Here is a 16,039-nt window from a genome sequence, read left to right on the forward strand (position 1 = left end):
AGAAGCCGGTGTCCTGCGACGGCGGTATCAGGCCTCGACCGGCTGCGGGTGCGGGAAACGCACGCTCGCGATGCGATTCGCACCGGGCAGCGACCGCAGTTCCAGCGGCCACTCGAAACGGTCCGAGAGGCGGCGTGCGATGGCGAGGTCGAAGCCGTGGCGGTCGACGGCCGCATGCCGGCGGCTGCCGGCCTCGGGCGCATCGAGTGCCGGATTGATCACGCTGACGCTTCCCGGCATCACCGTGACGACGATGGTTCCCTGGTCGGTCTGCTGCAGCGCGTGGCGGATCAGCTGCCCGCAAAGCACCGCGAACACGCGCGGCGAGGCATGCAGGGCGAAGCTCGCCGGCTCGTCGAGCACCAGTTCCACCGGCCGTCCGGCAATCAGTTCCCGCGCATAGTCCACTTCCTGGCGAAGCACCGTGTTCACCACGAAGTCCTCCTCGGCCAGGCCCTGGTCCGATTCCCGCGAAAGAATGAGGAAGGCCTCGACCAGCGCTTCCAGCTCGCGCGTGGAGCGGCGGATGCGCTCCAGCGACCGGTAACCCACGTCCGAGAGATCGCTTTCGTCGGCGAGCATGTCCGAAGACATCTTGATCACGGTGAGCGGGCTGCGCAGCTCGTGGCTCGCGTCGCGGGTGAAGTTGCGTTCGCGCTCGCCGTAGCCCTCGATGCGGGACGCCAGGCCGTGCAGTCCGCGGATCAGTGAGGAAACGTCGTTGTCCGCGCGCTTCCCGCCCTCGCGATCGAGTCCCGCCATGTCCGGCCGCTCGGGGTCCCAGGCTTCGAGGAGACGCGCCAGCGTCGCCACCGGAATCCATTCCCGCGACACGGCGATCCAGGCGAGGCCGCCCGAGCAGAGCATGATCGCGATCACCGCGCCGATGGGCGCCACGTTGTTCGCCGCCATGACGGAGGCGACGATCATCACGATCGTCTGCAATACGAAGACGACGGCGATGCGCGCGCGGAAGGAGCCGCGTCGTCGCCGAATGTCCTGCGGTGCCCTGCCTTCCATCGATCAGACCCGGTGTCGCTCCCGCCTCATGCCGTCTGCGACGCGGCGACTTCGGAATCCAGATCCGCCAGGCGGTATCCGGCGGAATGGATGGTATGCAGCAGGGGGCGGTCGAAGGGCTTGTCGATCACCCGGCGCAGGTTGTACAGGTGCGAGCGCAGGGTATCCGAATCGGGCAGCGTGTCGCCCCAGATCTCCCGCTCGATATCGCGGCGGCTGACGACCCGCGGGGACTCGCGCATGAGGATCGCAAGCAGCTTCAGGCCGATCGGCGACACGGTCAGCTCCTGGCCGCCGCGGGTCAGGCGCAGCGTGGCGGTATCGAGGGTCATGTCGCCCACGTTGAGCACCTCGGACGATACCTGGCGGCGATCGCGGCGGATCAGCGCGCGCAGGCGGGCTTCGAGCTCGCGCACCTCGAATGGCTTGACGAGGTAATCGTCGGCACCGGCTTCCAGGCCCACCAGCTTGTCTTCCAGGGTGTCGCGGGCGGTCAGCATGAGCACCGGCGTGGACTTTTTCCCATCCTTGCGCAGCTTGCGGCAGACGTCGAGACCGTCCATGCCCGGAAGCATGAGGTCGAGGACGATCACGTCGTAGCTGTTGGAAACGGCGAGGTGCAGGCCGCTGACGCCGTCGGCGGCGTAGTCGACCGAATAGCCCCGACGCTCGAGGAACTCACCGACCATCTCGGCGATCTGGCGGTTGTCCTCCACGAGAAGGATCAATCCAGCCTGTTCGTCGCGTGTGCTCATCGCTCCACTCCTCTGGTGATTCACAAATGTGAAGAGTTAACGGCCGGACCGGTGAGAGCAACGTGAAGACCGAAAACAAGCATTCATTCTGCGGGCGGCAACGTCGATAAAGTGTCTGTGGGAACGCCCTCCGCCGCGACACCTTTTCGACGTGTGCGCAAACGACGCACCCGCGCCTACATCAGCATCGGGCCGAGGGCTTTCCACACATTGTCGGCCACGCGCGGCTCGCCGGCGGCCGTCGGGTGCAGACCGTCGTCCTGCATCAGTCGAGGGTCCAGGGCCACCCCGTCGAGGAAGAACGGCACCAGGGCGGCGCCGTGTTTCTTCGCCGCGTCGGCGTAGACCTTGCGCAACCCGTCGCGGTACTGCGGACCGTAGTTCACCGGGAGCTCGATGCCGAGCAGGAGCACCTTCGCGCCGGCCTTCGTGGCGGCGCCGATCATCGCGTCGAGGTTCTCGGCCAGCTTGCCCAGCGGCAGGCCCTGCAGGCCGTCGTTGGCCCCCAGCTCGATGACCACCACGCCGGGACGCTGCTTCGCCAGCAGGCCGGGCAGGCGGTTGCGGCCGCTCAGGGAGGTTTCTCCGCTGATGCTGGCATTGACCATCGTCCATGGCGTCGCCATCTTCGAGGTGCGCGCGTCCAGCAAACGCACCCAGCCGGCCTCCACCGGAATGTTGTGCGCCGCCGACAACGAGTCCCCGAGCACCAGCACCTTGCGCGGCGCATCCGCCGCGGAAGCGATGGCGCACCAGACGAACAGCAACAGGACCAGGCAACGACGCATGAGCGATTCTTCCCGTGTTCTTCTCGAAGTGGCGGATGTTAGCAAGTCGGTTTTCGGCCCGGAGGGCCGGCTGGACATTCTCTCGGGGGTGAACCTGAGCGTGGCGGCCGGCGAGAGCTTCGCCATCGTCGGTGCCTCCGGCTCCGGCAAGACCACCCTCCTGGGACTGCTGGCCGGCCTGGACGTTCCCACCGCGGGCAGCATCCGCCTCGACGGCCAGCCCCTGGAACGCATGGACGAGGAGGCCCGCGCGGCCATCCGGCGCCGCCTGGTGGGCTTCGTGTTCCAGTCCTTCCACCTCCTGCCGGCCCTGACGGCCGAGGAGAACGTCATGCTGCCGATGGAACTGGAAGGCGACGACACGGCGCGCGAGCGGGCGCATGCCGCCCTCGACGCGGTGGGCCTCGCCGCCCGTCGCCGGCATTACCCGGCCCAGCTGTCCGGCGGAGAGCAGCAGCGCGTGGCGCTGGCCCGCGCCTTCGTGCACCGCCCGCGCATCCTCTTCGCCGACGAGCCCACCGGAAACCTCGACCAGCACACCGGCGAGCACGTGGGCGACCTGCTCTTCGAAATGAACCGGCAGTACGCGACCACCCTGATCCTGGTCACCCACGATCCCCGCCTGGCCGCCCGCTGCGGCCGCTCGGCCGAACTGCACGAAGGCCGCCTCGGGGTGCCGGCGTGAACGTCGCGCGCCTCGCCCTCCGCACGCTGCGGCGCGAATGGCACCTGGTCGAACTGCGCACGCTGGCCGCCTCGCTGGTACTCGCGGTCATCGCACTCGGCGTCGTCGCCACCCTGTCCACGCGTATCGAACGCGGCATCCTCGCCAGTGCCGCCGAGCTGATCGGCGGCGACCTCGGCATCTCCGCGCCCGCACCCCTGCCCGAGCCGATGCTGCGCTCCGCGCAGGCCGACGGCCTGTCCGTCACGCGCGGCGCGGGGTTCCGCAGCGTGGCCTTCGTCGGCGAGCGCAGCCAGCTGCTCGACGTCCTCGCCACCGATGGCGTCTATCCCCTGCGCGGCACGCTCGAAGTGCGCGACACCGAGGGGCGCGACCGCGCCGCGCACGGCCCCGCGCGCGGCCAGGTCTTCCTCGACCATCGCGCGATGGTGGGCCTGGGCATACACGCCGGACAGACCATCCAGATCGGCGGCCGCGACCTCGTCGCGACGGCGGAACTGCTGCGCCAGCCCGACGGCGGCGAACTGTTCGCACTCGCGCCGCGCGCCATCATGAACCTCGACGACGCCAGCGACGCCGGACTGCTTTCCGTGGGCAGCCGCGCCCGTCATCGCCTGCTGGTGTCCGGTTCCCCGGCCGCCGTCGCGGCATGGCGCGCCAGCCTTGAGAACAGCACCCTGCCGACGGGTGCCGACCTCATCACGCCCGAGAAGATGCAGGAACGGATGCGCACGGCCTTCGACCGCGCCAGCGCCTTCCTGCGCCTCACCGCCCTGCTGTCGGCCCTGCTGGCCGGCGTGGCCATCGCCCTGGCGGCGGCGCGCTACGCCCGGCGCAAGGCCGGCGAAGTCGCCCTGCTCCGGGCGCTGGGCACCCCGCGACGCCGCGTGGCCGCCCTGCTGGTCACGACCTTGGCCGCGCTGGCCCTTCCCGCCGCGGCACTCGGCATGGCCATCGCCCTGGGCCTCGCTCAAGGCGCGTGGTACTTCGCCCGCCAGCTGTTCGAGAACATCCCCACCACCCTGCCGCTGGGCCCGGCTTTCGCCGCGGCCGCGATGGGCCTCGCCGTGCTCGCCGGCTTCGCCCTGCCGCCGCTGGTCCGGCTGGCCGAGGTGCCGCCGGTCGCCGTCTTCCGCGAATCGATGCAACGCCGCATGCGCCGCTTCGACGCGCTTTACCTCGTGCCGCTGGTGACCGCCGTGCTCCTGGTCTGGGTGCAGAGCGACTCGGCGAAGCTTGCCGGCATTCTCGCCGCCACGCTCGCCGGCGTGGCCGTCGTCGCCGCCCTCCTTTCGGCGCTGCTGCTGGTGATCGCGCGACGCGTGGCACCCGGCGCGCATCCCGCGCTGCGCCTCGGCCTCGCGGCGCTCGCCCGGCGGCGCGGCCTTTCGCTCGTGCAGGCGACCGCACTGTCGCTGGGCCTCTGCGCCCTGCTCCTGCTCGCCGTGATCGCCCCCTCGCTACTCGAGGGCTGGCGACGCGAACTGCCCGCGGATACGCCGAACTGGTTCGCGCTGAACCTCCAGGACGACCAGCGCGCGGCCTTCACGAAAGCGCTCGACGAGATGGGCGCCACCCGCACCAACATGATGCCGCTCGCGGTAGGCAAGCTCACCGCCATCAATGGCAAACCTGTCGACACCATCGCGTTCGCCAACGAGGACGCAAAGGAATCGGCAGACCGGCAACTGCGCCTCTCGTGGGCCGCCGACCTGCCGCCGTCGAACCAGGTAGTGCAAGGCACCTGGGCGGGACCGTCGCCGTCGCGGGCCGAAGTGTCCGTCGACACCTCGTGGCGCGACCGCTACCAGCTCAAGATCGGCGACACGCTCAGCTTCGAAGTGGGCGAAGGCACGATCGACGCGAAGGTGAGCAGCGTGCGCAAGGTCGACTGGAGTTCGTTCCGCGTGAACTTCTTCCTCATGCTCGACCCCGCGCACGCCGGCGACCTGCCGCACACGTGGCTCACGAGTTTCTACCTCCCGCGAGGCCGTGGCGACCAGCTGGCGAAAGTCTCGCGCGACTTCGGCAACCTGAGCCTGATCGACGTCGACGCCCTGCTCGACCGCGTGCGCGAGATCGTGGACCGCGTGGGCGGCGCCGTGCGCTGGGTACTCGGCTTCAGCCTGCTGGCCGGCGCCCTCGTGCTCGCCGCCGCGCTCGCGGCCAGCGCGCAGGAACGGCGCAAGGAAGCCGCGCTGCTGCGCACGCTCGGTGCGACGCGCGCGCAATTGCGTGCGGCGGCAGCCTGCGAATTCGCGCTGCTCGGCCTCGTCGCCGGCCTCACCGCCGCACTGGGAGCGGCAGGCGCCGGCCTATGGCTGGGCAACGCGGTCTTCCACATCGAAAACTTCGTGCCGCCGCTGTGGCCGCTCATCGGTACCGCGGCACTGGCGGCGTTCGTCGTGATGGCCATCGGCCTGTTCGGCACCCGAAAAGTAGTGCGCACATCGCCCATGGCCCTGCTGCGAGAAGGCTGAAACTCGAAGCTGGCACCGGTGCACCCCGGAGCCCACCGCGGCGGTCGTCTCCATCGCTCTTCCGGTGGAGAAGTCACTGGGTGCCTGCCTGCGCAGGGCGACGGGCGGATCAGGAGTCCGTGTGCATGCCCAGGGACATCACGATCGCGTCCTCGCGGCCGCCCTTCGCCGGGTAGTACGACGGGCGACGGCCGATCTCGGTGAAACCGAGCGAGTCGTACAACGCCTTCGCCACGGGATTCGAGGGGCGCACTTCGAGGAAGATCCGCTCCGCGCCGTACCAGCGGGCGAGGTCGAGCAGGCGGCGCATCATCCGTCGGCCGTAGCCGAGCCCGCGATGCGCGTCGCCGATGCACACGTTCAGCACATGCGCCTCGCCCGCGGCCACCGAGAGGATGCCGTAACCCGCGATCTCGCCCTCGTGGACGATCACCCAGCAGTTATGTCCCGCCTGCAGGCAGTCGCGGAAGATCCCCGCGCTCCAGGGAAACTCGTACGAGGCGTGCTCGATGGCGACGACCGCATCGAGGTCCTCGCGACGCATCGCGCGTACTTCGGTGGACGGGCGTGCAACGGCGACCATCGGATCAGGCTCCGCGGAGTGTCGGTCCAAGCGTGCGCAGTCCGTTCCAGAGGCGACGCTTCGCCGCCGGGTCGGCGAGGATCGCGGCGGGCGTGTCCACCAGCACGATCTGCGCCGCGCTCATCACGGCCGCGGGAAGATCGCGGCCGAGCGCCCTCGCCTGCGCTTCGCCAAAGACGAGATAAACCCTGGCGACGGGCACCTTGCCCAGACCCTGCTCGCCCGCTTCCAGACGCGCGGCGCGGCCCGTGATCGGACCGTAGGCTCGCAAGGCGCGACCCACCAGGTCCAGTTCGCGTTCGCTCGCGCCCGCGGGGAGTACCACCACGCAGGCCGCCTGCCCCGCCGGGACGGCGTCGTTCGCGGGCGCCATCTCCTGCTCGGGCGCCGCCGGACCGGTGCGCAGTTGCCAGGGCGTGACGCCCATGACCCTGAGCAGGCGCTGGCGGCGGTCGAGTGCGGCGGACATCGGGCTTACTCCGGCAACCTGGCGCGGCGCGCGCGGCGACGGCGCGTGGCACGGCCCCACAAGGTCATGACCGGGCCGGACACCGTGTAGATGACGGCCACCGCGAACAGCACGCGCGCCGTGTCCACGAGGAGCAGCACCACGATCAGCACCGCGGCGATCAGCCAGATGAAGGGCACGCGATCGCCCTTGGGCCAGGCCTTGAAGCTGAAATAGCGGACGTTGCTGACCATGAGCAGACCGGCGATCACCGCCAGGGGCATGGCGAAGAACGCCACGGACGGCCCGGGGATGTCGAACTTTTCCATCGTCCACACGAAGGACATGCACAGTCCGGCGGCCGCCGGGCTGGCGAGGCCCTGGAAATAACGCTTGTCGGCGACACCGACCTGGGTGTTGAAGCGGGCGAGGCGCAACGCCGCGCAGACGGCGTAGATAAAGGCGGCGGCCCAGCCGATCTTGCCCCACACCCGGCCATAATCGGCCAGCGAAGAGAGCGACCAGGTGTACATGACCAGCGCCGGAGCCAGGCCGAAGCTGACCAGGTCCGACAGCGAGTCGTACTGCACGCCGAATTCGCTCTGGGTATTGGTGAGGCGCGCCACGCGCCCATCCATGCCATCCAGGATGCCCGCCACGAACACCGCCAGGGCGGCCACCGCGTAATGCCCGCCGATGGCGGACACGATCGCGTAGAAACCGGCGAACATCGCGCCCGTCGTGAACAGGTTCGGAAGCAGGTAGATGCCGCGATGACGCGGCGCCCGGACTTGGATCGGATCGCTCATGGGCCATTCCGTGACATGGGCCACCAGTGTAGCTTAGTGGCACTCTGACCGCCGTGAAGCGTCAGTCCGGGGGCCGGCGGCGGGAACCGCGACCTGTGTCGCTTGCGCGGCTTCCTGCCCGATGATACTTGTTCCCGCCACGCCTCTCGTCCTCAGGATGGCCCGCATGCGCCGTATCGTCACCCTCGCCGTCCTCCTCGCGGCCTGCCCCCTGGCTTTCGCCCAGGCCTACAAGTGGAAGGACGCCCAAGGCGTCACGCATTACTCCGATTCGCCGCCGCCCATGGGCACGAAGTACGACAAGGTGAAGACCACGGGCACCGTCGAAGCGCCCGCTGGCGCGAACCCGACAGCGCCGCCGACACCGGCTCCGCCCAAGGCCGCGCCGGCGGGGCCGGCCTCCGACACGCCGGAGAACCGCCAGAAGCTCTGCGCCACCCTGCGCTCGAACATGGAGATCCTGTCGAAACAGCAGCAGGTGTCGGTCGACGACGGCAAGGGCGGCCAGGTCGCCCTCGACGACGCCGGCCGCAAGCGCCAGATCGAAACCACGCAAGCCCAGATGACCCTGTACTGCAAGTAGCGCCACCCGGCGCGGCCCGGTCGGTACGGGGAAGAAACCCCCTATAATCCCGCCTTTACCGTCCGGACCGCTCGCCGATGCGCCTCAGCAAGTTCCACCTCGCCACCGTCAAGGAAGTCCCCGCCGACGCGGAGATCGCAAGCCACCAGCTGATGCTGCGGGCCGGCATGATCCGCAAGCTCGCCTCCGGCCTGTACACGTGGAGCCCGCTGGGCCTGCGGGTCATGCGCAAGGTCGAACAGGTAGTCCGCGAGGAAATGGTCCGCGCCGGCGCCGTCGAAATGCTGATGCCATCCGTGCAGCCGCGCGAGCTGTGGGAAGAGAGCGGCCGTTGGGAGAAGTTCGGCGGCCAGCTGCTGAAGATGAAGGACCGCAAGGAGCAGGACTACTGCTACGGTCCCACGCACGAAGAGGTCGTGACCGACTTCGCGCGCAACGAGCTGAAGAGCTACAAGCAGCTGCCGCTCAACTTTTTCCAGATCCAGACCAAGTTCCGCGACGAGATCCGTCCGCGCTTCGGCGTGATGCGCGCGCGCGAATTCCTCATGAAGGACGCCTACTCGTTCCACCTGACGCCCGAATCGCTCTGCGAAACGTACGACGCCATGTACGAGGCGTACTCGCGCATATTCACCCGCCTGGGCCTGGCGTTCCGCGCGGTGGATGCGGACACGGGTGCCATCGGCGGCAGCGCCAGCCACGAATTCCAGGTGCTGGCGGAAGCCGGCGAGGATGCCCTCGCCTTCTCCGACGCCTCCCCTTATGCGGCCAACATCGAGAAGGCCGAAGCCCTTGCCCCGGCCGGCGAACGCCCCGCGCCGTTGGCGGCGCTGATGCGGGTCGACACGCCCACGCAACGCTCGATCGACGAGGTGACGGCCTTCCTCGGCGTCCCCGCCAACCAGGTGCTGAAGACCATCCTCGTGCGCGGGCGCGAAGGCCTCGTCGCCCTGTGCCTGCGCGGCGACCACGAACTCAACGAAGTGAAGGCCGCCCACCTTCCCGAACTGCCGGGCGAATCCGAACTCGCGAGCGAAGCGGACATCCTCGCCGCCACCGGCACCCGGCCCGGCTTCATCGGGCCGGTCGGCCTGCCCACCTCGATCCCCGTCATCGTGGACCGTAGCGCCGCCCTGCTGGCGGACTTCGTCTGCGGCGGCAACCAGGAAGGCATGCATTACACCGGCGCCAACTGGGAGCGCGACGCGCGGATCGATCGCGTGGCCGACCTGCGCAACGTCGTCGACGGCGACCTGTCGCCCGACGGCAAGGGCCACATCCGCCTCGGCCGCGGCATCGAGGTCGGCCACATCTTCCAGCTCGGCCAGAAGTACGCCGAGGCGATGGGCGCCGGCGTGCTCGACGACCAGGGCAAGATGCGCACGATGTACATGGGCTGCTACGGCGTCGGCGTCAGCCGCATCGTCGCTGCCGCCATCGAGCAGCGCCACGACGACGCCGGCATCATCTGGCCGGAGGCCATGGCGCCCTGGCGCGTGGCGGTGTGCATCATCAACCCGAAGAACGACCCCGCCGTCGCCGAAGCCGCCGAATCGCTTTACCAGGCATTGTCGCAGGCGGGCATCGACACGGTGCTCGACGATCGCGGCCTCCGGCCCGGCCCGATGTTCGCGGACATGGAACTGATCGGCATCCCGCATCGCGTGGTGGTGAGCGGCCGTGGCCTCGAGGCCGGTACGTTCGAGTATCGTGCCCGCACGGATACCGAAGCGCGCAATGTCACGCGCGAGGCATTGTTCACCCTGTTGGGTTGATCCTCGTCATTCAAACCGCGCTGCGCCGATGCCATCATTAGCGCAGCGCGCTTGTCGGATTCAGCTGATAATCGTATCGGCGAAATCGATAATCCATTCATTACACTGACATCCATTCATTAATTGAGTCACAATGCGGATTCGCCCGCATTACGTGGCGGGTCGTGGATCGATATACCGATCCGATTATTGAAACAGACCGGAGTTTGCGAATGGCCGTCGATATCAAGAACCTCAACCATAGTCAGCTCACCGAACTGATTGCCAAGGCGCAGAGCCGTCAGAACGAACTGCGAAAGGACAAGGTCGCCAAGGTTCGCGAAAAGATCAATGCGCTGCTCAAGGCCGAAGGCCTCGGCATCGACGACGTCTTCGGCAATCGCGCCACGAAGGGCCGCCGCGCCACCCCCGGCACGCCTGTCGCCGCCAAGTATCGCAACCCCGCCAATCCCGAGCAGACCTGGTCCGGTCGTGGCAAGCGCCCGAACTGGTTCAACGATGCACTGAAGGCGGGCAAGAAAGAGAAAGACCTGCTGGCCTGATCGCTGCACTGCAGGAGCCGCTATAGCGGCTCCTGCAGATGTGGCGCGGTACTCAGAGGGAGCGTCGCGGTGCCACGATAAGGTCGCCGAACAATAATCCGGCCACCAGCGACACCAGCAGCGTGATACCCAGTAGCCCGGTATCCATGCCCAGCGAGGTATCGCGGTCGAGCAGGTACGACACGCTGCGGAAGCTCACCGATCCCGGCACCAGCAGGATGATGCCCGGCTCGCGCACCACCGCTCCCGGCATGTGCGTGTAACGCGCGTAGACGTTGCTCAACGAGCCCAGCAGCAGGCCTCCGACGAAGACGCCGAACGGCGCCCCCGGCAGCGACCCGGAAATGCTGCCGCCCCATGTGGTGGCGAGATACCCGAGTACCACCGATGCCATCACCACCGGCCACGAGCGCCGCGCCGCGCGGAACAGGATGGCGAAGGAAAACGCGCCAAGGATGAGCGATGGCCAGTCGGCCCAGCCCGGGAGCGGCGGCAACGCGTAATCGCGCGGCACGACCCCCAGGGCCTCGCACAACTGGCTTGCCGCCACGGTGCCGAAGGTGAGCTTGAGCAGCGTCGCCACCGCGCCGCCCATGCGGGCGACCCCTGATACCAGGTGCTGGCTGGAGATTTCACGCACGGCCGTCGTGAGCGCCATGCCCGGCAGAAGCACGATGAGGCTGCCGAGGATCACCGATTTCAACGCCAGCGGCACGACATAGGCGCTGACGACGGTGGCGATCACCGTGGCTACCAGTGCGCTGATGGCCTCGCTCGCCGCCGCGAGTCGGGGGCGGCCTCCGGAAGCGACCGTGATGAGGCCGATGATCACGCCGATGATGCCGGCGGTGACAAGATCGGGCCATGCGCTGTGCAGCAGCAGCGCCACGACGCTGGCGGCACAGAGACCGTAGCTCGCGATGACGCCCAGCTGTGCGCGGAAAGTGTCCGGCGCTCCCAGCTTGCGCAGGAGGTAGAAGCCTTCGCGCAGTTCCATCTGCCCGTCGATGACGGCATCCGCGATGCGATCGGCCTCGCACAGGCGGGCCAGGTTCACGTCGCCCGGCGGCAGGCGCATCACCTGGGTGACCTGCGCCACGCTCTCCTCACCCTGCCCCAGGTCGGCGAAGGACACGATGATCGCCGTGGGACTGGACCAGACTTCGGCGGAGAGGCCGAGCCGCTGCGCCGAGCGACCGATGGCGACTTCCAGCCGCGGCGCGGTGGTGCCGTACTGGTGAAGCCGTCGCGCCAGTTCGGTGAGGAAGGCAATGCGGGTGTTGATCGCCGTGGTGGCGAAGCTTACCGGCACCTTCAACGGCACGGCGTCAGCCAACATCCACCGCCTTCACGCGCAGGGTCGTGCCGTCGATGCCCACCACTTCCACGGTGGCGCCCAGCGGGAGGTCCGGCCCCGTGACGAGCCAGGTCCCGTCGCCCACCTTCGCCTTGCCGCGGCCATTGAGGATGGCCTCGCACAACACGTAGCGCTGGCCGATGAGCTGCTCGCCGCGCCGGTTGAGCCGCTCGTTGCCCGGCGGGATACGTTCCAGGCGCGGTCTCACCAGTTTCCAGTACGCGAAGCAGGAGACAAAGGCGAACACGCCGAACACGATCGCCTGCGCCAGCGCACCCATGCCGGGTATGGCGAGGAGAAGGATGCCCATGGCGGCCGCGGCGATGCCGATCCACAGCATGAAATAACCGGGCAGGATCACCTCGCCACCGATGAGGAGCAGCGCGACGATCCACCAGAGGTAGTGCGTGGCGACCTGTTCCATGGCGTCAGCGCGGCAGCGGCGGGGTGCGGCCGGAGACGCCATCCGCAGGCGCGCGCTGCTGCGTCGCCAGCGAATCCTTCGCCAGTTCGGCGATGCCGGCAAGCGAGCCGAGGATGCCCGTGGCTTCCATCGGCAGCAGCAGGGTCTTCTGGTTCGGCGACTTCGCCATTTCCTTCAGCGCCTCCACGTAGTTGTTGGCGACGAAGTAGTTCAGCGCGTTGACGTCGCCGCCGGCGATCGCCTGCGAGACCATGGTGGTCGCCTTGGCTTCCGCCTCGGCGAGACGCTCGCGCGCCTCGGCTTCGCGGAACGCCGCCTCCTTCTTGCCCTCGGCTTCCAGGATGGCGGACTGCTTCTCGCCATCGGCCTTGAGGATGGCCGCCTGGCGGAAGCCCTCGGCGTCCAGGATGTTGGCGCGCTTCTCGCGCTCGGCCTTCATCTGCCGCGCCATGGCGTCGACGAGGTCGCGCGGGGGCGAGATGTCCTTGATCTCGATGCGGGTGACCTTGACGCCCCAGGGATGGGTGGCCTCGTCGACCACGCCCAGCAGCTTCGCATTGATGGCGTCGCGCTGGCTGAGGCTCTCGTCGAGGTCCATCGAACCCAGCACGGTGCGGATGTTGGTCATGATGAGGGCCAGTGCCGCGGTCTCGAGGTTCGCGACCTCGTAGGCGGCCTTGGCGGCGTCGAGCACCTGGTAGAACACCACGCCGTCGACGCGGACCACGGCGTTGTCCTTGGTGATGACGTCCTGCGAGGGCACGTCCAGCACTTGTTCCATCATGTTCATCTTGCGCCCGATGGCATAGACGAACGGGATGAGGAAATGCAGGCCGGGCGTGAGCGTGCCCGTGTACTTGCCGAACATCTCCACCGTCCATTCGTAACCCTGCGGCACGATCCGGATCAGCTTCGCCAGTACGACGACGACGACCACCACCACAACCAGCGCGACGACGCTTCCCATGACCTGACTTCCCTCTCCCGATGCGTTCCGGGGAGTATAGGCGAAGCGCCTCAGGCCGAACCGACGGGCAGCACCAGGGTCACCCGCAGGCCTCCGCCGTCGCGGTTGGCCAGTGCGATGCGTCCGCCGTGCGCCTCAGAAATTTCGCGCGCGAGGGCCAACCCCAGGCCGGTGCCCGAACGCTTGGTCGAGTAGAACGGAAGGAGCGCCTGGGCCAGGACGGTTTCGCTCATGCCCGGGCCACGGTCGGCCACCTCGATCAGCATCTCGCGGCCGACGTGGTGGACGGCGAGGGTCACCTCCCCGGGATCGCCGCCGGCCTCGTGCGCGTTCTTGATCAGGTTGATCAGTACCTGCTCCACCTGGGTGGGATCGAACCAGCCGGGCTGCTTCGGCGGCGGCGCGGCCAGGCGGAAGCTCGCATGCAGGGCGAGGGCCTCGAGGAAGGTTTCCCAGACCACGCCCTTCGACTGTGGGGCCGGCAGCTTGGCGAAGCTCGCATAGCCGGCGATGAAGCTGTGCAGGTGCTTCGCGCGGTCGCCGATGGAGGCGAACACGCCGGGGAGGCGCGCCAGGTCGCCGCGCCGGGCCAGTTCGACGCCCGAGTGGGACAGCGACGAGATGGGCGCGAGGGAATTGTTGAGTTCGTGACTGATGACGCGGATCACGCGCTTCCAGGTATGCACTTCCTGCCGCGACAGTTCACGGGTCATCCGCCGGTACAGCTGAAGGCGGTGAGGCCTGCCCTGCAGACGGAAACCGCGCTGGGACAGGTGGAAGGTCTCCTCGCTGCCTTCCATCTCGACGGAAAACAGGGCGTCCTCCCCGCCCTTCGCGGCCTCGCGCAGGCTTTCGGGCATGCCGGCGAGCACTTCGTCGAAGTCCAGGCCGGCCAGCGCGCGGCCTTCGTTGAAGAGATGCCGCGCGGCGATGTTGGCGTAGGTGATCTTGCCGGCGGTATCGGTGAGCACCAGCGCCACCGGTGTGTTCTGCACCACGGTGTCCAGCAGCAGCTCCCGCTGCGCCAGGTGTTGGCGCTGGTCGCGCAGGGTCTGGCCCAAGGCGTTGTGCATGCGGATCAGGTCGCCGAGCTCGTCGCGCCGGGCGGTTCCGATCGACATGCTGAAATCGCCGTCGCGGTAGCTGGCCACCGCGCTCTCCAGCGCGCGCATGAGCCGGCGCAGCGGCTCCACCAGCGCATGGGCGACCAAGGCCGACAGCGGCAGGATCATCAGCAGGCAGATCAGCAACGCGGTGCCGCCGTCGACGCTTTCGAGCGGCGGCACCGGCGGCAGCTTTCCGGCCTTGTCCGGCACCTCGCGCATCCAGGCGAGCAGCTGCGGGAACGGCCATATGTACACGCCGGCGAATACCAGCGCGCCCACGATGGCGGACCCGGCGACGACCAGGGTCATCCGACCTTCGAGCGAAATCGTCTTCATGACGCCGAACGTATCAGACCGCGAGTCCGTAGCGCTCCATGCGCCGGTACAGCGCCTGCCGCGAGAGGCCGAGATGGCTCGCCGCGCGGCTGACCACGCCGCCGGCCGAGGCCAGCGCGGCCTCCACCGACTCGCGGCTGGGTTCGTCAAGGTTGCGGGTGGCGTTGGGTGTGGGCGGCGGCAGGTTGAGGTGCGCGGGCTCGATGCGTCCGTCCACGGCCAGCAGCGCGGCGCGGGCGATGGCGTTCTTCAGTTCGCGCACGTTGCCGGGCCACGCGTGCGCCAGGAGGGCCTCGCGTGCGTCCTCGGTGAGCGTGGCCTTCCCGTCCAGGAAGAATTCGGCCAGCGGCAGGATATCGTCAGAGCGTTCCGACAGCGGCGGGAGGTTCACGTCGATCACGTTGAGACGGTAGTAAAGGTCCTCGCGGAACGTGCCGGCGGCGATCATCGCCTTGAGGTCGGCGTTCGTCGCGCTGACCACGCGCACTTTCGCGTGCCGCGTACGCCCTGAACCGAGCCGCTCGAATTGCCCGGTCTCCAGCACGCGCAGCAGCTTCATCTGCCCCGGCAGCGGCAGGTTGCCGATCTCGTCGAGGAAGAGCGTGCCGCCGTCGGCCATTTCAAAGCGTCCCTCGCGCGCCTTGTTCGCGCCCGTATAGGCGCCCGCCTCGGCACCGAACAGTTCGGCTTCGATGAGTTCGCCCGGCAGCGCACCGCAGTTCACCGCCACGAACGGACCCCGGCGCACCGCGGAATTGGCGTGGACGATGGCGGCGATACGCTCCTTGCCGGCACCGTTCGGCCCCGTGATGAGCACGGGCACGTCGGAACGCGCGACCTGGCAGGCGAGCTCGATCGTACGGCCCATGGCCTCCGACGCGAAGACCAGGCCGTCCAGCTCGTACTTGCTCTCCAGCGCCTCGCGCCGGCGGCGACGCTCGACGCGGGCACGGGTGACTTCGCGGGTGGACTCGGACAGCTCGAGCAGGTTCTCCACCGTCGCCAGCAGCTTGGTGTCGTCCCACGGCTTGGCGAGATAGTCGGCGGCGCCGGCCTTCACCAGTTCCACCGCGGCCTCGAGGTGGGTCCACGCGGTGAGCAGGATCACCGGCAGGTCGGAATGGCGTGCGCGGATCGCCTTGAACAGAGCCGCGCCTTCCTCGCCCGAGGTGGTGTCGGCGGTGAAGTTCATGTCCTGGATGACCACGTCCACGCGCTCGCGGGCCAGGGTCGCCAGCCCGTCTTCGGGCGTAAGCGCCACGAGCGGACGGATATCACGCAGGCTGAGAGCGAGCGAAAGGGCTTCGCCCACCGCGGGGTTGTCGTCGATGATCAGTACGCAGCGCATCGGGTCTCTTCGCATGCAACCATGGATGCCTCC

16 protein-coding genes are annotated in these 16,039 nt (G+C 68.5%); 5 read left to right on the forward strand and 11 right to left on the reverse strand.

The features are described 5' to 3' along the window. Nucleotides 1–27: 27 nt before the first annotated feature. The 3 genes from HBF32_RS08585 to HBF32_RS08595 all read right to left on the reverse strand — a co-directional run bounded on the left by HBF32_RS08585 (nt 28) and on the right by HBF32_RS08595 (nt 2,563). Entirely contained in the window at nt 28–1,020 is a 993-nt protein-coding gene (locus tag HBF32_RS08585) for a sensor histidine kinase (protein ID WP_166699245.1), read from the reverse strand. A gap of 26 nt (nt 1,021–1,046) precedes the next feature. Next, complete coding sequence (locus HBF32_RS08590) at nt 1,047–1,775, reverse strand: response regulator transcription factor (protein WP_029213612.1); 729 nt, start codon at nt 1,773–1,775, stop codon at nt 1,047–1,049. A 176-nt stretch (nt 1,776–1,951) separates the two neighbouring features. Next, on the reverse strand, nt 1,952–2,563 hold the full coding sequence (locus HBF32_RS08595; RefSeq protein ID WP_166699246.1) for an arylesterase: 612 nt from the start codon (nt 2,561–2,563) through the stop codon (nt 1,952–1,954). Between HBF32_RS08595 and HBF32_RS08600 the strand changes: the two genes are divergently transcribed. Then, nucleotides 2,562–3,248, forward strand: coding sequence for an ABC transporter ATP-binding protein (locus HBF32_RS08600; RefSeq protein WP_166699247.1), 687 nt, complete (start codon nt 2,562–2,564; stop codon nt 3,246–3,248). The genes HBF32_RS08595 and HBF32_RS08600 overlap by 2 nt on opposite strands. Beyond that, nucleotides 3,245–5,728 (forward strand): FtsX-like permease family protein, encoded by a 2,484-nt coding sequence (locus tag HBF32_RS08605; protein WP_166699248.1) that lies wholly within the window; start codon nt 3,245–3,247, stop codon nt 5,726–5,728. Before HBF32_RS08600 ends, HBF32_RS08605 begins: the two co-directional genes overlap by 4 nt. Nucleotides 5,729–5,837: 109 nt before the next feature. Here HBF32_RS08605 and rimI read toward each other — a convergent pair whose 3' ends face one another. Genes rimI through pssA form a run of 3 tightly spaced genes read right to left on the reverse strand, consistent with a single transcriptional unit; the run spans nt 5,838 to nt 7,568 of the window. Continuing rightward, nucleotides 5,838–6,311 carry a ribosomal protein S18-alanine N-acetyltransferase gene (rimI, locus tag HBF32_RS08610; protein ID WP_166699249.1) on the reverse strand — a complete coding sequence of 158 codons (474 nt, stop codon included), beginning with the start codon at nt 6,309–6,311 and terminating at the stop codon, nt 5,838–5,840. A 4-nt stretch (nt 6,312–6,315) separates the two neighbouring features. Further along, entirely contained in the window at nt 6,316–6,780 is a 465-nt protein-coding gene (locus HBF32_RS08615) for a hypothetical protein (RefSeq protein WP_166699250.1), read from the reverse strand. Nucleotides 6,781–6,785: 5 nt separating this feature from the next. Next, nucleotides 6,786–7,568, reverse strand: coding sequence for a CDP-diacylglycerol--serine O-phosphatidyltransferase (gene pssA / locus HBF32_RS08620; protein WP_166699251.1), 783 nt, complete (start codon nt 7,566–7,568; stop codon nt 6,786–6,788). Nucleotides 7,569–7,734: 166 nt separating this feature from the next. On the opposite strand from pssA, the gene HBF32_RS08625 reads away from it, so the two are divergent. From HBF32_RS08625 to HBF32_RS08635, 3 genes are all read left to right on the forward strand, one after another. After that, nucleotides 7,735–8,151 (forward strand): DUF4124 domain-containing protein, encoded by a 417-nt coding sequence (locus HBF32_RS08625; protein ID WP_166699252.1) that lies wholly within the window; start codon nt 7,735–7,737, stop codon nt 8,149–8,151. Nucleotides 8,152–8,228: 77 nt separating this feature from the next. Then, entirely contained in the window at nt 8,229–9,926 is a 1,698-nt protein-coding gene (locus HBF32_RS08630; protein WP_166699253.1) for a proline--tRNA ligase, read from the forward strand. Between the two features lie 212 nt (nt 9,927–10,138). Then, nucleotides 10,139–10,468, forward strand: coding sequence for an H-NS histone family protein (locus tag HBF32_RS08635; protein WP_166699254.1), 330 nt, complete (start codon nt 10,139–10,141; stop codon nt 10,466–10,468). Nucleotides 10,469–10,520: 52 nt separating this feature from the next. On the opposite strand, the gene HBF32_RS08640 is transcribed toward HBF32_RS08635, so the two are convergent. The 5 genes from HBF32_RS08640 to HBF32_RS08660 are packed head-to-tail and all read right to left on the reverse strand — an operon-like array spanning nt 10,521 to nt 16,006. Then, nucleotides 10,521–11,807 carry a threonine/serine exporter family protein gene (locus tag HBF32_RS08640; protein WP_166699255.1) on the reverse strand — a complete coding sequence of 429 codons (1,287 nt, stop codon included), beginning with the start codon at nt 11,805–11,807 and terminating at the stop codon, nt 10,521–10,523. Beyond that, nucleotides 11,797–12,249, reverse strand: a complete 453-nt coding sequence (locus tag HBF32_RS08645; protein WP_166699256.1) for an NfeD family protein — start codon at nt 12,247–12,249, stop codon at nt 11,797–11,799. Before HBF32_RS08645 ends, HBF32_RS08640 begins: the two co-directional genes overlap by 11 nt. Before the next feature lie 4 nt (nt 12,250–12,253). After that, the gene (locus tag HBF32_RS08650; protein WP_166699257.1) at nt 12,254–13,216 is read right to left on the reverse strand and encodes an SPFH domain-containing protein; all 963 of its coding nucleotides are present in this window, start codon (nt 13,214–13,216) and stop codon (nt 12,254–12,256) included. 50 nt (nt 13,217–13,266) lie between these two features. Continuing rightward, nucleotides 13,267–14,658 (reverse strand): sensor histidine kinase, encoded by a 1,392-nt coding sequence (locus HBF32_RS08655; RefSeq protein WP_166699258.1) that lies wholly within the window; start codon nt 14,656–14,658, stop codon nt 13,267–13,269. A gap of 13 nt (nt 14,659–14,671) precedes the next feature. After that, nucleotides 14,672–16,006: a sigma-54-dependent transcriptional regulator gene (locus HBF32_RS08660; protein ID WP_166699259.1), complete on the reverse strand. Its 1,335-nt coding sequence runs from the start codon at nt 16,004–16,006 to the stop codon at nt 14,672–14,674. Nucleotides 16,007–16,039: the final 33 nt, after the last annotated feature.

Source organism: Luteibacter yeojuensis (assembly GCF_011742875.1).
Taxonomy (GTDB): domain Bacteria; phylum Pseudomonadota; class Gammaproteobacteria; order Xanthomonadales; family Rhodanobacteraceae; genus Luteibacter; species Luteibacter yeojuensis.

Excerpts from the sequence above, each read along its gene's own strand:
- HBF32_RS08595 (WP_166699246.1), bottom strand. The coding sequence starts at position 2,563 with ATGCGTCGTTGCCTGGTCCTGTTGCTGTTCGTCTGGTGCGCCATCGCT.
- HBF32_RS08645 (WP_166699256.1), bottom strand. The coding sequence starts at position 12,249 with ATGGAACAGGTCGCCACGCACTACCTCTGGTGGATCGTCGCGCTGCTC.
- HBF32_RS08600 (WP_166699247.1), top strand. The coding sequence starts at position 2,562 with ATGAGCGATTCTTCCCGTGTTCTTCTCGAAGTGGCGGATGTTAGCAAG.
- HBF32_RS08640 (WP_166699255.1), bottom strand. The coding sequence starts at position 11,807 with ATGTTGGCTGACGCCGTGCCGTTGAAGGTGCCGGTAAGCTTCGCCACC.
- rimI (WP_166699249.1), bottom strand. The coding sequence starts at position 6,311 with ATGGTCGCCGTTGCACGCCCGTCCACCGAAGTACGCGCGATGCGTCGC.
- HBF32_RS08635 (WP_166699254.1), top strand. The coding sequence starts at position 10,139 with ATGGCCGTCGATATCAAGAACCTCAACCATAGTCAGCTCACCGAACTG.
- HBF32_RS08585 (WP_166699245.1), bottom strand. The coding sequence starts at position 1,020 with ATGGAAGGCAGGGCACCGCAGGACATTCGGCGACGACGCGGCTCCTTC.
- HBF32_RS08655 (WP_166699258.1), bottom strand. The coding sequence starts at position 14,658 with ATGAAGACGATTTCGCTCGAAGGTCGGATGACCCTGGTCGTCGCCGGG.
- HBF32_RS08615 (WP_166699250.1), bottom strand. The coding sequence starts at position 6,780 with ATGTCCGCCGCACTCGACCGCCGCCAGCGCCTGCTCAGGGTCATGGGC.
- HBF32_RS08625 (WP_166699252.1), top strand. The coding sequence starts at position 7,735 with ATGCGCCGTATCGTCACCCTCGCCGTCCTCCTCGCGGCCTGCCCCCTG.
- pssA (WP_166699251.1), bottom strand. The coding sequence starts at position 7,568 with ATGAGCGATCCGATCCAAGTCCGGGCGCCGCGTCATCGCGGCATCTAC.
- HBF32_RS08590 (WP_029213612.1), bottom strand. The coding sequence starts at position 1,775 with ATGAGCACACGCGACGAACAGGCTGGATTGATCCTTCTCGTGGAGGAC.
- HBF32_RS08660 (WP_166699259.1), bottom strand. The coding sequence starts at position 16,006 with ATGCGCTGCGTACTGATCATCGACGACAACCCCGCGGTGGGCGAAGCC.
- HBF32_RS08630 (WP_166699253.1), top strand. The coding sequence starts at position 8,229 with ATGCGCCTCAGCAAGTTCCACCTCGCCACCGTCAAGGAAGTCCCCGCC.
- HBF32_RS08650 (WP_166699257.1), bottom strand. The coding sequence starts at position 13,216 with ATGGGAAGCGTCGTCGCGCTGGTTGTGGTGGTGGTCGTCGTCGTCGTA.